The 16888-nt window shown below is 46.5% G+C and carries 14 protein-coding genes and 1 other RNA gene; 2 read left to right on the top strand and 13 right to left on the bottom strand.

The features are described 5' to 3' along the window. Nucleotides 1-98 precede the first annotated feature (98 nt). The 9 genes from CWC22_RS07060 to CWC22_RS07020 all read right to left on the bottom strand — a co-directional run bounded on the left by CWC22_RS07060 (nt 99) and on the right by CWC22_RS07020 (nt 9278). Nucleotides 99-1823, bottom strand: a complete 1725-nt coding sequence (locus CWC22_RS07060) for a GGDEF domain-containing response regulator (protein ID WP_138538996.1) — start codon at nt 1821-1823, stop codon at nt 99-101. Continuing rightward, nucleotides 1820-2251 carry a response regulator gene (locus tag CWC22_RS07055; protein WP_138538995.1) on the bottom strand — a complete coding sequence of 144 codons (432 nt, stop codon included), beginning with the start codon at nt 2249-2251 and terminating at the stop codon, nt 1820-1822. The genes CWC22_RS07060 and CWC22_RS07055 overlap by 4 nt, the downstream gene beginning before the upstream one ends. Continuing rightward, nucleotides 2248-4167, bottom strand: a complete 1920-nt coding sequence (locus CWC22_RS07050) for a response regulator (protein ID WP_138538994.1) — start codon at nt 4165-4167, stop codon at nt 2248-2250. The genes CWC22_RS07055 and CWC22_RS07050 overlap by 4 nt, the downstream gene beginning before the upstream one ends. Next, nucleotides 4160-4621 (bottom strand): response regulator, encoded by a 462-nt coding sequence (locus CWC22_RS07045; RefSeq protein WP_138538993.1) that lies wholly within the window; start codon nt 4619-4621, stop codon nt 4160-4162. The genes CWC22_RS07050 and CWC22_RS07045 overlap by 8 nt, the downstream gene beginning before the upstream one ends. 1 nt (nt 4622) lies before the next feature. Next, entirely contained in the window at nt 4623-6128 is a 1506-nt protein-coding gene (locus CWC22_RS07040; protein WP_138538992.1) for a PAS domain-containing sensor histidine kinase, read from the bottom strand. A gap of 167 nt (nt 6129-6295) precedes the next feature. Continuing rightward, on the bottom strand, nt 6296-6475 hold the full coding sequence (locus CWC22_RS24615) for a hypothetical protein (protein WP_419144615.1): 180 nt from the start codon (nt 6473-6475) through the stop codon (nt 6296-6298). A 280-nt stretch (nt 6476-6755) separates the two neighbouring features. Continuing rightward, the gene (locus CWC22_RS07030) at nt 6756-7583 is read right to left on the bottom strand and encodes an HNH endonuclease (protein WP_138538991.1); all 828 of its coding nucleotides are present in this window, start codon (nt 7581-7583) and stop codon (nt 6756-6758) included. A 536-nt stretch (nt 7584-8119) separates the two neighbouring features. Then, an RNA gene (gene ffs / locus CWC22_RS07025) (signal recognition particle sRNA small type) lies at nt 8120-8216 on the bottom strand. A 156-nt stretch (nt 8217-8372) separates the two neighbouring features. After that, nucleotides 8373-9278, bottom strand: a complete 906-nt coding sequence (locus tag CWC22_RS07020) for a DUF3014 domain-containing protein (protein ID WP_138538990.1) — start codon at nt 9276-9278, stop codon at nt 8373-8375. 440 nt (nt 9279-9718) lie between these two features. Between CWC22_RS07020 and CWC22_RS07015 the strand changes: the two genes are divergently transcribed. After that, complete coding sequence (locus CWC22_RS07015; protein ID WP_138538989.1) at nt 9719-10864, top strand: patatin-like phospholipase family protein; 1146 nt, start codon at nt 9719-9721, stop codon at nt 10862-10864. 13 nt (nt 10865-10877) lie between these two features. Here the strand turns inward: CWC22_RS07015 and CWC22_RS07010 are convergent, their stop codons facing one another. After that, nucleotides 10878-12878, bottom strand: coding sequence for a monovalent cation:proton antiporter family protein (locus CWC22_RS07010; protein WP_138539056.1), 2001 nt, complete (start codon nt 12876-12878; stop codon nt 10878-10880). A 205-nt stretch (nt 12879-13083) separates the two neighbouring features. Here CWC22_RS07010 and CWC22_RS07005 point away from each other — a divergent pair, with 205 nt between their 5' ends. Then, complete coding sequence (locus CWC22_RS07005) at nt 13084-13980, top strand: GGDEF domain-containing protein (protein WP_138538988.1); 897 nt, start codon at nt 13084-13086, stop codon at nt 13978-13980. A 159-nt stretch (nt 13981-14139) separates the two neighbouring features. Here CWC22_RS07005 and CWC22_RS07000 read toward each other — a convergent pair whose 3' ends face one another. The 3 genes from CWC22_RS07000 to accA form a co-directional block, all read right to left on the bottom strand. Further along, complete coding sequence (locus CWC22_RS07000) at nt 14140-14481, bottom strand: hypothetical protein (RefSeq protein WP_138538987.1); 342 nt, start codon at nt 14479-14481, stop codon at nt 14140-14142. Next, the gene (gene tilS / locus CWC22_RS06995; RefSeq protein ID WP_138538986.1) at nt 14456-15823 is read right to left on the bottom strand and encodes a tRNA lysidine(34) synthetase TilS; all 1368 of its coding nucleotides are present in this window, start codon (nt 15821-15823) and stop codon (nt 14456-14458) included. The genes CWC22_RS07000 and tilS overlap by 26 nt, the downstream gene beginning before the upstream one ends. A gap of 101 nt (nt 15824-15924) precedes the next feature. Continuing rightward, nucleotides 15925-16881, bottom strand: coding sequence for an acetyl-CoA carboxylase carboxyl transferase subunit alpha (gene accA / locus CWC22_RS06990; RefSeq protein ID WP_010385769.1), 957 nt, complete (start codon nt 16879-16881; stop codon nt 15925-15927). Nucleotides 16882-16888: the final 7 nt, after the last annotated feature.

The raw sequence follows: 16888 nt of genomic DNA, 5'->3' as shown, positions 1-16888 counted from the left end.
ATGACAGAGCCATTTTCAGAATCGATATTTGAGAAATTTGTGACCTGTTTACCCGCCAAATACAAATTATGTGAGAAAACCTGACAACAAATTTGCCATTACTGTTCAATGGTATTGTTCAGCAACGACTGCAACTCAACTTCACTCGCCGGGCGGTAATACAAAAAGCCCTGAGCCAGCTTAATACCAAGTCGTTGGCACAAAGCGGACTGCTCTTGGGTTTCTATACCTTCAGCAATGATGCTGATGTTTAACTGACTTAATAAATACGTTAGCCCTTCCAGCATATTCTTATGCTTTGAGTTTGGACAAGTAATATTCTGGATAATCGATTTATCGATTTTGACTATGTCAATCGGACAAGAGAGCAAGTGTGAAATAGAGGAAAAGCCAGTTCCAAAGTCATCTAAAGCAATTCGAATACCCAGCTCATGCAAGCTGTTCAGAGTATTCAGCGTAACAGTATCTTCACTCAGCAGCGCAGTCTCTGTTACTTCAAATACGAGCGCTGAAGCCGGCACACCATGCTGCTTTATTAGAGACTCTACATAAGAAAAAAAACTGCTTTCACACAGCTGGCATGGTGACACATTGACAGAAATATACGCTGAAAAACCTTCTCGTAGTCTTTTTTTAAGGTCTTTAAATGCCTGCTGAAGCACCCACTTGCCAATCGCTTGTATCAGCCCTGACTCCTCAGCGACAGGAATAAACACACCCGGATTTTTGCTTGTTAGCGCTTGTGGCCAGCGAATGAGCGCTTCAGCACCCACCACCCTGTTGCTCTGCATATCGATAATTGGCTGATAATGCAGCACAAACTCACCATGCTCAACCGCGTGTCTGAGCTCTGACTCTATCTTATATTTGCTCAAGAAGGCTTCCTGCATATTGTCTTCAAAGAAACAATACTGTAGTTGAGGCGACCTTTTAGCCCGATACATAGCGATATCAGCTAACTTGAGTAGCTCTTCACTAGACTCGCCGTTTGCCGGCGCGATAGCCACTCCTACGCTACATGAACAAAAAAGTTCGTGGTTATCAACGATAAAAGCGGTATCAAATGTCTTGAGCAGTCGTTTCAGGAGCCCCTTTACATGCCTGATTGAACGTAGCTGAGAACACGCTAGCACAAATTCATCACCGCCAAAGCGAGCAAACAGCGTATCTCCCCTTAACGCTTTAAATAGTCGTTCAGCGACGGCAACAAGCAATTTATCCCCCATTTCATGACCAAAGGTGTCGTTGATATGCTTAAACTTATCTAAGTCAAACAGCATGACCGCGGTAAGTTCGTCGGGATGACGTTTTTGATGTGCCAGCATTTGCACCAGTGCTTCATCAAAATAGTAACGGTTGTGCAGGCCTGTGAGCTTATCCCTTTCAGCCAGTTTTTTAACCTCCTGATAGCTTTCATAAAGCTGCTGCTCCAACTCATGACGCTGCCTGGACTGTAAAATAGTCCGGGTTAACTGACTTTCTGTCACTTCTGACTTTAATAAAAAATCCTGAGCACCTGCATTAATGCACTCAAGCATTAATGATTCATCACTGTTGTTGCTTACCATTACAATTGCGGTGTGTTTTAAATTAGGCATGCTACGCAAACGTATTACAGCCTCAATACCGCTCACTTTTGGCATATGGTAATCAATGATCACGACATCAAATGTCATGTTGTCTAAATAAACGAACGCCTCTTCAGCAGTCGAGGTTTCTACAACGTGATATTCACAGCGGTTAAGTGTTAACTCTCTTTTAAGTGACTTTCTTTCTATCGCATCGTCGTCTACCAACAAGACTTTGATGTCTCCCTTTTTCATTGCTTTTCTCCCGGCATATGGACGATGCGCCAATATCCATCAAGTAATGAAAGTACTTCCAAAAACTCCCGGCCTACCTCATCTTTAACAAAATACCCTGCGACGTTATGCTGGTAGCTGTCGAAAATATCCCGTTCATCTGCTGATGTGGTCAGCACAAACACCACGGTATCTTTTAACTGCGCACTGTCACGTAACTTTCCAAGTAGCTCCAAACCCGACAATCTTGGCATTTGCAAATCCAGTAACATAATGAAAGGAAGGCGGATCATATTTGCCTCCAATTGCTCCAGAGCCTCCTGACCATCTTTCGCTCTGACTAATGGATTTACAATTTTCATTTTCTTAAAGCTGCGCTTAATGGTCATATAATCAATATCGTCATCTTCTACAACAAACAGAGTGACTTGATTAGCGTCTATTGTCATACGGTTACCTCTGCTTGTTTAGACAGATTGAAAGTATTGTCTTTAGATGGCCAAAAAAGTGCGACCTTACAGCCAGCAACATAGTTTGTATCGAGCGCAACTCGGCCGGAGTAATATTCCACTACCTTTTTGACCATAGCCAGCCCCATACCACTGCCTTCCACTTCATCTCTGGGCTGTAATGTTTGAAACATTTCAAAGACTTTGTCTGCGTACTTAGCTTCAATCCCAGGCCCATCGTCAGTAACGGTGAGGCTGTACCCTCCTGGGCACGGAAGGATGTCAATTTCAATCTGTCCAGTTGGCTTGTCATGGTGCTTAATGGCGTTACCAATCAGATTCATCATAACAAGCTGCAATGCAACCCTGGGCAGCTGTACCTCAACCTCAGGCACCTTCAAAACAAAATCGTCACTAAATTCATTCAACCCATGGAGGTAGTGGCAAATTTCATGGAAATTAACAGATTCACTATCAGATAACTTGGTGTTGACCCTGGCATATTCCAGTAAATCAGTCAGCAGCTGGTTCATGCGGTCAACTCTGCTTTTTACCATCGTAAAATGCTGCAAGGCTTCTTTAGATAACTCGTCATGATGATCTTCTTCAATCCAACTAACCAGCTTTCTAATACCATTGAGTGGTGACTTCAAATCATGAGAAGCAACATAAGCAAACTGTTCAAGGTCATAATTGGACTTTTGCAATGCCCTTAGTGTGGTTTCTCGCTCGGTTACATCATTTGCGACCCCGAGTATAAACACTTCCCCTATTGCGTTTTCAAATCGCTTCTTCTGCGTAGAAAGAATACGCACTTCTCCGTTAGGAAAAGTAATGGTCTCTAGTGTTTCGCTGAAACCCACATCAAAGGCCTCCCGGTCTTTTGCCAAAAAGGCGTCAGCCTCATCCTTCGGGTAATCTTCTACTGTTGTGTAACCAATGACCTTACTTTTGTCAGGGTATAGATCTAAAAACGGCCGGTTTGCCCGCACAATCCTGAATTCATGATCTTTGACAAAAACATAATCAGGTAACGAGTCAAATACGAGGTCCTGAAATGCATAGGCATCATTGAGTTCTTGCTGTTTTTTCGTCAACACCCGCTCCTTTTTTGATAACTCATGCTCCAGCTGTTTCTTCCGGACTGCCGCTGTGATGTTCTGATCCAACGTATCCCCATCAAGCTCTGATTTAATCAGGTAATTTTCTGCCCCGCGTTTCATTGCCTCTACGGCAATCAGCTCATTACCCTGTCCGGTCATAATGATGATAGGCAGGTGCGGATGAACATTCAGAATTTGCGGAAGAAAGTCGACCCCGGAGGTGCCGGGAAGTGAATGATCTAAGATGACACAGTCTGGCAAAAACGTTTCTATCAGTGATAGTCCTTCTTCTCCTGAAGAGGCACTCTGATAACGATAACGTTTGGATTTACGTTTAAGGCTACGTACACAAAACTCTATATCATCAGGGTTATCATCTATTATCAAAACATTACACTGAGTTCCCGGTAAAAGGTTTCTCGGAGATTCTTTTTGAACGCGAGCAATGGCTTCAGATATCACCTCATGTAAGCGCTGGCCATTAATGCGAGTTTTATTAATATAATCCTGAGCGCCCGCCTTAATCAGGTTTGCAGCCTGTAACTCATTGGCTTGTCCGGTTAACACAACAACAGGCAGAGAAGCGAACTCCCTCCTGACCCTTTTCAGAATTTCCAGACCAGATGTTGATGGCAGGTGGTAATCAATAAGAAGGCAATCATAGTGTGACTTTTTAAGGCACTGCCACAGCTCATCAGGTTGGGTTGCAGAGTCGATTTGATAACATAAATCTGCCACTTTCCCGAGTGACCTTTCTATCAGCTCAATATCATCAGGGCTATCGTCTATAATTAGGACATGGCGTTTATCCATTGTTCGCCTCGTCACTTTTTGGCAACAGAGCAATACCAAACCAATAATCTTTCATTGTTTGTATGGCCTTTGTTAGTCCTTCAAACTCGACAGGTTTTTGAATAAAGGTGCTTGCACCCAGGGTATAACACTCTTCAATATCTTTTGGGTCGTTAGAGGTGGTCAAAATAATTGTAGGGATAGCACGCATATCCCTATCTGATTTTAATTCCCTCAGTAACTGCCTGCCATCTAACCCCGGCATATTCAGATCCAACAGCATCAGCGTTGGGCGACACACGGAGTCATCATCTGTGTATTTCCCCTGACGATATAAATAATCTCTGGCATCTCCCCCAGACTTGCACCAGTGCACAGGGTTCAGTAAATGGTTTTTACGTAAGCTGCGGAGTGTGGCTTCATAATCATCCTCATTGTCATCCACTAACAAGATCAATCCCAAATTCTGGCTCATTCTAACGCTCCAGTTTTAATGTAAAGTAAAAGCAAGAGCCGCTACCCGGGGTAGACTCAAGCCACACATGACCGTTGTGCCGCTCCACAATTTTTTTAACATACGTCAGGCCAACCCCAGTGCCTCTTACTGAGTCATTTTCCTCATTTAAGCGCTTGAAAATACGAAATATGTCTTCAAAAAAACGAGATTCAATCCCTATTCCGTTATCCTTAACGTAAAAAACCAGGGGTTCGGAAGTGCCGGTTAGCGGATTAGTCGCCTGTATTGTTCCTATTTCAATATGTTTGATTGCACTGTGGTTATATTTAATTGCATTTGAAATGAGGTTGCGAAAAAGTTCAGTGACTCTGGGTACGTCACAGGTGATTTGAGGCAACTTGGCAGGTAAAGACAACACAACATGCTCGCCGATTTCTTCAGGCACGGTGAGCTCTTTAACTTTCGCAACGAGTGTATTCAGATCTGCGACTTCAATCGCTAACTCTTGCCTGCCCAGGCGAGAGTAATAAAGCAAACTGTCAACGAGCTGCTCCATACGCCCACACAAAAATCGAATGCGCCCTAAACGCTTTTTGCCATCGTCGCCGAGTGTTTCCTCATAATCTTCCTGCAAAAACATGGCATTATTCGCCAGTCCACGAAGCGGCTCTTTCAGGTCATGAGAAGCAATATAGGCAAACTGATCTAATTCCTGGTTACTGATTTTTAGCTTATTGATATACTCTTGGATCTCACGCTCAGCCGCTTTACGCTCGGATATATCGCGGATGGTGCCCACAAACATCTTTTTTCCTTGCACCACCATTTCGTTCACGCCCAGCTCCATCGGAAACACAGTGCCATCACGTTTAAGTGCTTTGATCTCGCGGCCCAGGCCGATGATCTTTTTTTCTCCCGTTTGATGATAATGATGCAAGTAAACATCGTGCTCTGACTGATACGGCTCTGGCATCAGCATTCGAACATTCTGGCCAACCACCTGGGATTTGGAATAACCAAAAATAGTTTCTGCGGCAAGGTTAAAACTGTGAATGGTGCCTTCCGAGTCAATCGTTATTAACCCATCTAACACCGTATTCATCATGGTCTCGATGTACTCTAAGTAGTAACGGATCGATTGCTCTGCACTTTTCCTTTCAGAAATATCGCGAATGGTCCCCAAAAACAGTCGGCGGCCCTCAAGCTTCATTTCGTTGACGGCAAGCTCCATGGGAAAACAACTCCCATCTTTGCGCTTTGCGATGATTTCCCGGCCAGTGCCAATGATCTTTGGCTGCCTGGTCTCTCGATAGTTAACCAGATACTGGTCATGTTCATCCTGATATGGGGCCGGCATTAGCATTTTGACATTCTGGCCCCTCACCTCAGCAGGTTCGTAGCCAAATATTTTAACGGCCGCTTTGTTAAAACTCTGAATCACCCCATGTTCATCAATGATGATGAATCCGTCCAGGACCGTATCCATGACGATTTCTAGCTCAGGGCTGTGAAATGTCCCTATCATATTTTCCGTAGGCTCATATCTTTTGATTATTACAAGCTAGTTCAAACCCAGCGAAAAGCAATGTGCAAGCGGCTTTCAGTGTGGTTTCTGCTAAGATGTGTACTTCAGATAGGTTGGGCTCTGAGCCCTTGATTAGTGTCTAAAATCCCGGGCTTTTTCACAGTCAGTTAGTAGTTAAGAGCTGATGAATGACTGAAATAAAGTGTCCACTTCACATAAGCTGAGACACTAGAGTGGAAGTGGACGCTGGTAAAACCGGTTTGTTGTTTCTTCACCGGCTGAGGCTCAAAGGTGCTGAGGCGGACCCTCGGAGTCTCTACATCAATAGCGCCATCTTCAGTAACAATGGTTTTATTGGAGTAGCCAATTCGGCTGTTTAGAGAAGTCGGTTTACCATTTTTCGATAACCCAAATACTCACCCAGTTCAGCATTGAGGGCAGCCTATACCAACACGGTATTAATAACAGGCAGTTACACAGTTTTTATTACAGTCTCATGTTTTAAAATAATGTCGTTGTATTCACTTAAGCTCATTCGAAGTATACTACCTCCGATTAAAATGCCCTAACTAACCAGCACCATTAAGGCTGAATGTAGAGCACTATCCTTTTATACAATACTTTGGTTTAACCACCAGCAATTTTGGACTTCACTTTTTTGATCAATTTTTCCTTCGTTAATGAAGAGTCTATTCCGAAGTGAGCTTTTCGATGATCATTAGGACATAACGCAATCACATTCTCATAGGAATCATCACCGCCTTCACTCAAAGGTACAATATGATGTGTCTCTAGATATTTATCACCATTTTTTGTGGTAAAACCATCTAATGAACAAACCTCACATTTTCCATTGGCTCTTAGCAATACCTTTCTTCTTATAACGCTTGATCTGGTATATTCAAAACTATGCCTTTCAAATTTGTGTATTTTTTCGGTAATACCATCTACTTCAAATTGATCGAAATATCCTTCATCAGACTTGTTAAAACCTCTTTCTATAATACAAGCCCCTGTATCTTGATCATAACCGGTAACAGACCACTTCTCGTTGTCTAGTTCTCTTTTAAGAACCCCATTGGTATTTGCACTTCTTTGACATATTACAACGTTAAGGGGTAACTTCGTCTCATATGCCAGTCTTATTGCATAATCAATTTCAAGCGACCTTTTCTTTCTACCCTTTTCTTGCTCTTCTGCATATTGTCTAAAGCTGTGTTCTTGATAAATCCTACCATGGAGAGTTTCCATTTCTTCGTACCATAAAAAGAGTACAATCACTTTTTTATCATCGCGAACAAACGACCAATTATAGCAATACTTAGGGTTTGATGAGGGACTACGTTCTTTATCGGCAAGTGATTCCGTCCAGTCGGCCATATCAAATTCAAGCGCGTTTAATATATCGTAAACGCGCTGCTTGCTAGATGGCTTGAGTTCTTCCAGGCGAACCATAATACTTCTCTCCTTATTCCAAAAGGTTAGGTACTTCAAGGTCAGGACTTGAGCTTGGCAACATAATTGAGTATTAACATTCTCAAAGTAGCATCTCATCCTCTTCTTTATTTTTCCACTTATTAAGAGTCGGACTGTTGATCTAGGTAATTGCTTATCGATTTAACTGCGATTTCCAGCGCTTGATCAACCTAATTGTCACTTAGCTAAAATCAGGCTGAGTTTTACACACCTATTGTTGTAGTTTTCCCATAAGTGAATTCATCGCTAGCACAGCTTAAAAGCAATCATTCCGGGGCTTCTAGACATTAAATCGCGTAGAGCTTATTTAGTCTAGATGCTAACCGCACAATTGCCATTCGCAAATAAGGTGTTCACCGATTGACTCGATGTAAAACCTAACCGGATGATATACAGGATCAAATAGTTTAGAGAGTAATTGAGTATCGTATTAAAAATAGGAATTGTAATCTGGATGATATATGAATTTTATGAAGTGAATTCTGACACCGCAAACTTTGGAGTTTGGGTGGCAGTCTTACCAGCCACATCCCGGCACACGAGTCATTCGCTGTGGCTGCTTCCTTCCGGACCTGACCAGGTTCACGAACTATCGTTGCGAGAGGACCAATAAGACTACCATTGAGGGCCTTGTTTGGCGCGGGAGGGATTATCGCGAGTTTCGCGTCTGGTTGCAAGGGGAAATATTAAAAAGCCCGGCTAACTGCATAGTGAATATACAATTAGACGAGCTTTGCTGTTTTGGTTGGTTTTTTCTTCGGTTTTAGCTTACTTTGCCAGCGCGACTTTTAGGTCCTGCAGACGTTTCTTCATCTTTTTCATGTTTTCCGGGCCCATGCGCAGGAAAAGTTTTTGCGCATCAGACAACTGTTCCCATTCTGCATAGGCATATTTGTAGGTCACAGACTCTTGCAACAGCGGCAGGCTGGTTTCCGGGATTGGGGTTTCCAGCAGCTCGCCCAGGGCTTCTTGTAACGTCAGGTCGAATTCGCCGCTGTCGTAGCCAATTTCTTCATAGGCCTCACCTATCAAGGGTCTGAATTTGTTGTACGTACGTACCAGCTGCGCAGTACTCATGGCATTAAGCATGTTCACATAAGGCGTGTAGCGCTCGAAGCTGTTTGGATCGGTGATGATGATGTCATCTTCAATAACCATAAAGCTGTCTTTGGGCTTGCTGACCGGGAAGTGCTTTTTAGCCACTTTACCCTGTGCCAGGTTATCAACAAACACCACGCTGCGGCGGATCATGTCTTCCGTTACCACTAAATCCATCGCGGTATCATTCAGGTAATTCGAAATTTGCTCGCTCAGGGCTACGTCGCTGTCGTCCAGCGATGGCAGCGGTGCAACAACAGGTTGCTCAGGCTCACGCTGTGGCAGCGGCTCTGGTTCGGGTTCAGGCATAGGTTCTGGCTCAACAACCGGCGCGGGTTCAATGGTTTCTTCGACTTCCTGCACGGGCTCCGGACGGGCAGTATTAACCACTTCCGCCGGGGTTTTCTCCGGTACGACGACATCCTGTTTAAATTTGGTGTTTTCCTGCTGATTATCCCGGTTTGAAAGCACAAATATGGCCACAATAACGAGGGCTATGACCACGCTTACGGCAAGCAATAAGTGGCTGTTAGATGGCTTGCTTTTCCTTGGTTCTGCTGAGTTGTGCTCTGACATGGAAGCTCCATTAATTTTTCTAAACGAATAAGTTGCACATACGGTGATTAAAATACCATCAAGGCGTATCACCGCACAGTAAGGCAACAAAAATAATCTATAATATACAAAAGATTATAGCTTATTGCTGGTCGTTATTACGACCTTTGCAGCTGCAACCTATGGCATTTTTAGTCTCTTTAAACGCGTATACTCACAAATGCATCCAATATTGGTGAGTATCCATTAAAAGATATCGCATCCGTGACAAGGTGCAATACCAATTCGTGCTTAGTGAGCATATGGACTCAATATGAATCGCCTATGAATTTGTTCCCAAGCCGCGATGTATTGCTATTTTACTAAGTTAAACAAATCGTTATAGTAACACTATCAAGCCAGTGCTGGCTGGCAATTATTTCTCAAATCAACCCATACCATATAAGCGGTTAAGGAAGCATATGAGTAAGCATCACAGTTCACGTTCATGTCCTCGCTCGGCACTGCTGCTAACCGGTGGTGGGGCCCGTGCAGCCTATCAGATTGGGGTCCTGAAAGCGCTGGCACACAGCCTGCCCAGAACTGCACCGCTGCCCTTTCGCATTATTAATGGTACATCGGCGGGCGCCATTAATTCCGCAGGCCTGGCCTGCTATGCTTCAAATATGCACCTGGCGATACGCAAAATTGAATCAATCTGGAAGAACTTTCATACCGATATGGTTTACGAGAGCGGCTTTGTGGGTGCGTTTGGTCATATCCTGGGCAATATGATGCGCAGCTTTCAGGCTGAATATATCAACCAGCCTCCCGCGAGCCTGCTGGACAACACGCCACTACGCCAGCTGCTGAATGATGTACTCGACCTGTCCCGCATCGACCGCCACATTCAGCGCGGCTATCTGGATGCGCTGTCGGTGACGGTATCCAGCTACTCAACCGGCCGCTCGGTGGCATTTTATCAGGCGAAAGATGCACGCCCCTGGCAACGTGCCAAGCGCATTGGTGTGCCAGACCACATTACACTGGACCACCTGATGGCCTCCAGTGCCATTCCCATGGTATTTCCCAGTGTGCGGGTTCGGCACCATTATTACGGCGATGGCTCTATCCACCAGCTGTCACCACTTAGCCCTTCAATCCACCTGGGCGCCGAGAAAATTTTTGTCATTGGTGTTGAGCAGCCCAAGATCCCAACGCCCATTGGCTATGAGCCGCATTTTCCCGGTATGTCGGTGGTGGCGGGTCATTTGCTCGATAGCGTGTTCAGCGACACGTTACAGTCAGATCTGGAGCGCATGGAGCGGGTTAACCGCACTGTGGGATTACTGCCCGCCAGAGACAAACACAAAGAACTTAAACACATCCAGACTCTGGTGGTTAACCCCACGCATAATTTTAATGAACTGGCGCTGCATTATTACGATGAACTGCCAATGGCCATTAAACTCTTACTGCGCTCCATCGGGGTTAAACGGCACTCTCCGTCGAGTTTAACCAGTTATCTGTTGTTCGAAAAAGCCTATACCCGGGAGCTGATAGAGTATGGTTATCAGGATGGACTGGCCCGGCTGGATGAGATCCGGGCATTTTTGGAGCTGGATTAATTGTGGGCCTGCGTTATGGCAGGCCATCTAACAAAAATTGCTCCGCACGCTCGACCCGGCGCGGCTTGCCTTTTAGCAGCAATACATCACTGGCACACAGGGTGATCTCTTCATCGGGCATAGAAATTTCTTCGCCGTTGCGCCGCAGCGCTTTTACTACCACCTTGTGCCGCGCCAGATCCAGCTCAGCGATTGATTTGTCTACCGCAAAGGCCTCGTCCGGTAAGGCTATGGCGTGCAGGTATTCAAGCCGATCAGAGCTATAGCCTGATCCTTCAGCCCCCGCGTACTCTTTCATTTCCTGGCTGTCCCCGGTGAAAAAGCCGTGCAGATATTCGTAGCGATTTTGCCTTTCAATGCTTACCCGTTTAAGGATCCGCCGCATGGGTACACCAGACATATACAACACATGCGACACCATCATCAAACTGGCTTCCAGCGACTCTGGCACCACCTCAGTGGCTCCGAGTTCTTTGAGCGCCTCAAGATGGGTATCGTCCTTCATTCTGACCAGAATTTTGACTTCGGGCGCAAAGCGTTTAACCGCATCTATCACGGCCTGAGCTTTGTCAAAATCATTTAATGACACAATTACCAGACGCGCCTCACTGACATTGGCCGACTTAAGCACTTCGTGCTGGGTCGGATCACCAAACACCACGGGCTCACCAGCGGTCAGCGCCTCCTGAACAATGGCCGGGTTACGCTCCACGGCAATATAAGGAATGGCTTCCGGGCGCAAAAAGCGCGCTATGGTCTGGCCGACACGGGCATAGCCAAAGATGACCACATGATTTTTAATTTTACTGGAGGTAATAAAACCCTGCTCGTGTGGCTCTGGCCGACCTTCGCTGTCTATGCGTAGCAGCTTAATGAGCCTGTCTGTTTCACTGATCAAATACGGGGTTAACGCCATAGACAACACCCCCAGCGCTATCAGGAATGACGCCACTTCTGCACTGATCAATTGGTGCTTGCCGGCCAGTGCCACCAGTACAAAACCGAACTCACCCATCTGCCATAGCAAGATCCCGGCTGCAAAAGCGTCTTTGCGACGCTCTCCCATCAGTTGTGCCAACAGGAATATAATGGCCAGTTTAAGAACAATGAGCAGCGCCAGCACCAGCACGATATAAATAAAGGACTGGATCACGTAAGACACATCCAGTTGCGTGCCAACGGTAACAAAAAACAGCCCCATCAGAATATCGCGAAATGGCCGGATCTCAGCTTCCAGCTGGTGCCTGAACTGGCTTTCGCCCAGCATCATTCCCGCCAGAAATGCCCCTAACGCCATAGACAAGCCAAATGCATAAGTCAGTGCACCCGCACACAGCGCCACCACTAAGGTAGTCAGTACAAATAACTCATCAGTGCGTGCCATGGCCACTTCATTAAATACTTTGGGTAAGACCCATTTGCCGATGGCCCATAACAACATACACACGAATGCGCCTTTGGCGAGAGCCAGTATAAGTGCCCCCACCAGCACCTGATTATCAGACTGACTTAATAAAGGAATGGTGATCAGCAAAGGCACCACGGCAATGTCCTGGAACAACAACACCCCCACAGCCAGCTGACCCCGGCGAATATTCAATATTCCCCGCTCTTTGAGTTCTTTAACCACCACGGCGGTTGAAGACAGCGCAATTAAGCTGGCGATGATCAGTGCCTCTATCCAGTTAAACCCCAGATACTTTAATATCACCGCCAACACCACAGTGGTGACCAGCACCTGCAAGCTGCCCAGACCAAACACGACGCTGCGCATAGCCATTAATTTGGGAATAGAGAATTCAAGACCAAGACTAAACAGTAAAAAAACGATGCCCAATTCGGCAATCAGCTGGATCTCGTGACTGTTGCTGATCCAGCCAAAGCCATAGCTGCCAGCCAGCAGGCCCGTCAGCAGATAAGCCAGAATAGGCGGCAGCCCAACCCGCTTAAATGACCACACCAAAACAACGGCGCAGAGCAATAAGGCTATCAACCCGGCAAACTGACCTTCCAGGGCGGCAACTAGCGTACTGGTGACATCCTCACCTAAAAACCCGGCAAAATTTTGCTGCAAACCGCCTCCCAAGCGTCAATAAAATAGTGTTGAGCAATTTTTATCCACTATTAAATATAGCAAGCAGCTGTTTTTCAGCCAGTTTAAATTTTTGGCATGAAACTCGCTTAGAACAGTTCGAATGTTGTACTTAGGGGAATACTAGATGGAAAATGTCCATATTTTGACTCAACGGGCGCCGACGCGCGGGGATTTTTTGCCGTTTAATGCGCAAATGCAAATGTCGCACGTCCCCGAAAACCCGATGAGTTTGACCGAAAAATTACAAACAACGCTGGATGTCAACGCCCTGCTTGACATCTTTGCAGGCTACATCAAGCGTATTATCAACCTGGCCGGATTACAGTTTCACTCCAGCGAAGGGGTGTTTCAGATGCAGCAGAGCAACAATCAGCTCAGCCCGTATACCTTTGATCTGGAGTTAAACAGCCAGCATCTGGGTCAGATTGTGTACTTCAGTAAATATCGTCTCAGCGAGGCTTTGCAGGCCCGGCTTATCCAGCTGCACACCTGCTTATTGTATCCGCTGAGAAATGCCCTGATGTATCAAAGGGTGCTAAAGCTGGCAACCAAAGATTCACTGACCGGCTTGTCGAACCGTAGCCAGTTTAATGAGTTTCTGGCTAAAAAGCTGGAGCGCAGTCGTCGTCATCACAGCAACTTTAGCCTGATGCTACTGGATCTCGATAACTTTAAACAAGTTAACGACCTGTATGGCCACAAAATGGGCGACAATGTGTTGATTGAATTTGCCCGCATTCTGGAGTCTTCGGTGCGTGCGACCGATACGGTCTTCCGTTTTGGTGGCGATGAATTCGCAATACTGATAGACGACCCGGCGTTTACCACCAATAAGGTGATTGCAGAGCGCATTATGGCGTCCGTCAGAACCTGTACGATTATGAAGAATCATGACGTGACCACCAGTATCGGCTTTACACTGGCAACCAGCAAGGATTGCCCGAACGAGATTTTCTCACGGGCAGATAAAGGTCTGTATCGCGCCAAGGACGCCGGTCGAAACTGCGCCCGTACACTCTAATACAGACAGCCTCGCCATATTGCGTCCCCTAACGCAATATGGCCTTTATCCCCGTCTGCTTCAGGGATCTAATTACCTTATTAATGATGTCAAAAACCACCCCGAAAGGTTTGTAAAAGGAGTTCTCCACCTGGCATTTAACGTGTATTGCAGGTAATTTTACTTACGCAGCAAAATCAATTTATACAGCAATAACAATGCAGAGAAGCCGCAAAAGAAGCTGTTGATCACCCAGGCCAGTGATAAAAAGTTGGGCAGGTCACTGAAGATGATTGCCAGCATGGGCGCACCCAGACCAAAGATAAAAAAGCTGCCACCTTTACCGTGCCAGTACGCCAGTAACAATGCTGCACTGAGTGCGCCGACACTCAGGCTGAGCACAACATTTCCAATATTCAGACCCCCGTTCATCACCAAAACAATAAACAAGGCACCGCAACCCAGTACTGCCCAGATGGCCTTATTTGCCAGCGATTCACCGATTTTTTGTGTTTCTTGCATCTTCTAACTTCCAGCTAAGTCCCTGAGACGATGCATACGCCTCATTGACGAAAAACCCAACGACCTGCACCAGCTCGTCGTTATAATAAATCAAAGGCACGCGACTGCGCTCCCAGGTGGGCACATCATAGTCTTTGAGCCAATGTTTAAGCGTATTACGGCCACTGCGCCCGGGCGGTTTAACTTTTTCATTCAGGCAATTAAACCGCACTGACACCTGCTCATCTGCAGTCGGGTGACGAACTCCCTGACCTTCAATCACACTTAAGGTTGTATTGTCATCCAGCGCCACCTTTTTCAGGCCAACATCACACTGTGCTTGTCGCGGCGGCTGCTCGATCACCCAATGTAATTGATCTCTGAAGCGCCGGACCTGCCCGCCAGACAGCGAAACCGTCATTTGTGCGTCAGCCCGAGCATTAAGTGCCTGGCTCAGGATCTGATCAAGCTGCTTCTGCGATGGCATCTGGACACCCAGCTCCGCTAACCAGGCACGTACCAGATTTTGTTGCCGCAATGGAGCAAACTGTGCAAGGCGGCTGATAGATAAACTCAGCTCACTGCGACATTGCGCCAGATCAGCCTGGGTGATTTCGTCCAGCAAGGCCTGCTGCCCCTGCAACAACTCAACGGTGCGCATAACGCTGGGAATAAATCCCGAAAAACGGGATTTTAGCAAAGGCAGTACCTGATTACGCAAGAAATTGCGATCAAATCGATCACTGAGATTTGACTCGTCTTCGATGTGAGCAATGCCAAATGTCTGTGCAAACGCCTCTATGTCGGCGCGCTCTGATGACAACAAAGGCCTTAAACAGACGCGCCCAGATGGCAGTGTACTGTGCGCGTGCATGGCACCGAGCCCCTTCAGACCTGAACCCCGTTTCAGACGCAGTAAAAAGGTCTCAACCTGATCGTCACCATGCTGGCCGAGCACCAGTGCATGCCCCTGATCCGCCCGTTTGTCCAATGCTTCATACCGTGCTGTGCGGGCCTGAGCTTCGAGGCTTTGCCGGTTTTGTGCCAAGACCTTGACGGAGACGGGGGTAAACGCAACCGCCAATGCATCGCACTGTGCCTGGCAAAATGTCTGCCACTGCAAAGAATTGGGCGACAAGCCATGATCAACATAAATCGCATGCAGGGCCAGATGAGGATGGATTTGCACGTAGTGGTGACACAAGTGCAGCAGTACCATTGAATCAACACCACCCGAAAGCGCGACGGTGAGGCCGCGTGTTGCCGTATGCGTTACCGCAAATGTTTCATCAGGTGCTACCTCATTTGCCAGTAAGACGTCTAAACTGGCTGAAAAACGTTTATAAAGCGGTGTCTGAGTCATAATCACGGGTTTTGTAGGTACTTAGGCAGTATTATCCCGATTTAGCAGGCACAAAAAAAGCCGCGATGCGGCTTTTTTCGGTTTTGCTGTGTCGCTCTGGTTTAGCAGTAACCAAATGACATCAGGCGCTGGTAGCGTTGTTCCAGCATTTCTTCTGTACTGAGCGCTTCAAGCTCACCCAGATCACGCTTCAGCTGTGCTTTAAGGTTTTTCGCCATCGTATCGTAGTTGCGATGTGCGCCGCCCATAGGCTCGTCAATAATGGTATTGATCAGATCCAGCTCTTTCACTCGCGTTGCCGAAACACCCATAGCTTCTGCCGCCAATGGGGCTTTTTCAGCACTCTTCCACAGAATCGACGCGCAGCCTTCCGGCGAGATAACTGAGTAAGTGCTGTATTGCAGCATGTTAACGCGGTCACCCACACCAATGGCCAGTGCGCCACCTGAACCACCTTCACCAATGACAGTACAAATGGTCGGTACTTTCAGCGCAGCCATCACTTTCAGGTTACGTGCGATTGCTTCACTCTGACCACGCTCTTCAGCGCCAACGCCCGGGTAAGCGCCCGGCGTGTCGATGAAGGTGATGATTGGCATTTTAAAACGCTCAGCCATTTCCATCAGGCGTAGTGCTTTACGATACCCTTCTGGCTTAGGCATACCAAAGTTGCGCTTGATTTTCTCAGCAGTATCACGGCCTTTCTGCTGACCAATGATCATCACTGGCTTATCATCTAGACGTGCTACACCGCCCAGAATGGCCGGATCGTTTGCGAACGTACGGTCACCTGCAAACTCGTCAAATTCAGTGAAAATACGCTCGATATAATCGCGAGTATATGGACGAAGCGGATGACGCGCCAGCTGAGATACCTGCCAGGCACCCAGGTTGTCGAAGATCTTTTTCGTTTGCTCTACGCTTTTTTCCTTGAGGCGGCTGATCTCTTCTTCAAGGCTGAGATCAAGACTGCCAGAGCGGCTTACGTTTTGTAATTCATTGATTTTTGCTTCTAATTCTGCAATCGGAAGCTCAAATTCAAGATAATTGAGGCTCATGCTCTAA

The sequence above is a fragment of the Pseudoalteromonas rubra genome, from assembly GCF_005886805.2.
GTDB classification, from domain to species: domain Bacteria; phylum Pseudomonadota; class Gammaproteobacteria; order Enterobacterales; family Alteromonadaceae; genus Pseudoalteromonas; species Pseudoalteromonas rubra_D.
This window is presented reverse-complemented; position numbering and strand designations above follow the sequence as displayed.

What these genes read in the sequence shown, in the direction of transcription:
- CWC22_RS07060 (WP_138538996.1), bottom strand. Translation starts at nt 1,823, where the DNA reads ATGAAAAAGGGAGACATCAAAGTCTTGTTGGTAGACGACGATGCGATA.
- CWC22_RS07055 (WP_138538995.1), bottom strand. Translation starts at nt 2,251, where the DNA reads ATGACAATAGACGCTAATCAAGTCACTCTGTTTGTTGTAGAAGATGAC.
- CWC22_RS07050 (WP_138538994.1), bottom strand. Translation starts at nt 4,167, where the DNA reads ATGGATAAACGCCATGTCCTAATTATAGACGATAGCCCTGATGATATT.
- CWC22_RS07045 (WP_138538993.1), bottom strand. Translation starts at nt 4,621, where the DNA reads ATGAGCCAGAATTTGGGATTGATCTTGTTAGTGGATGACAATGAGGAT.
- CWC22_RS07040 (WP_138538992.1), bottom strand. Translation starts at nt 6,128, where the DNA reads ATGATAGGGACATTTCACAGCCCTGAGCTAGAAATCGTCATGGATACG.
- CWC22_RS07030 (WP_138538991.1), bottom strand. Translation starts at nt 7,583, where the DNA reads ATGGTTCGCCTGGAAGAACTCAAGCCATCTAGCAAGCAGCGCGTTTAC.
- CWC22_RS07020 (WP_138538990.1), bottom strand. Translation starts at nt 9,278, where the DNA reads ATGTCAGAGCACAACTCAGCAGAACCAAGGAAAAGCAAGCCATCTAAC.
- CWC22_RS07015 (WP_138538989.1), top strand. Translation starts at nt 9,719, where the DNA reads ATGAGTAAGCATCACAGTTCACGTTCATGTCCTCGCTCGGCACTGCTG.
- CWC22_RS07005 (WP_138538988.1), top strand. Translation starts at nt 13,084, where the DNA reads ATGGAAAATGTCCATATTTTGACTCAACGGGCGCCGACGCGCGGGGAT.
- CWC22_RS07000 (WP_138538987.1), bottom strand. Translation starts at nt 14,481, where the DNA reads ATGCAAGAAACACAAAAAATCGGTGAATCGCTGGCAAATAAGGCCATC.
- tilS (WP_138538986.1), bottom strand. Translation starts at nt 15,823, where the DNA reads ATGACTCAGACACCGCTTTATAAACGTTTTTCAGCCAGTTTAGACGTC.
- accA (WP_010385769.1), bottom strand. Translation starts at nt 16,881, where the DNA reads ATGAGCCTCAATTATCTTGAATTTGAGCTTCCGATTGCAGAATTAGAA.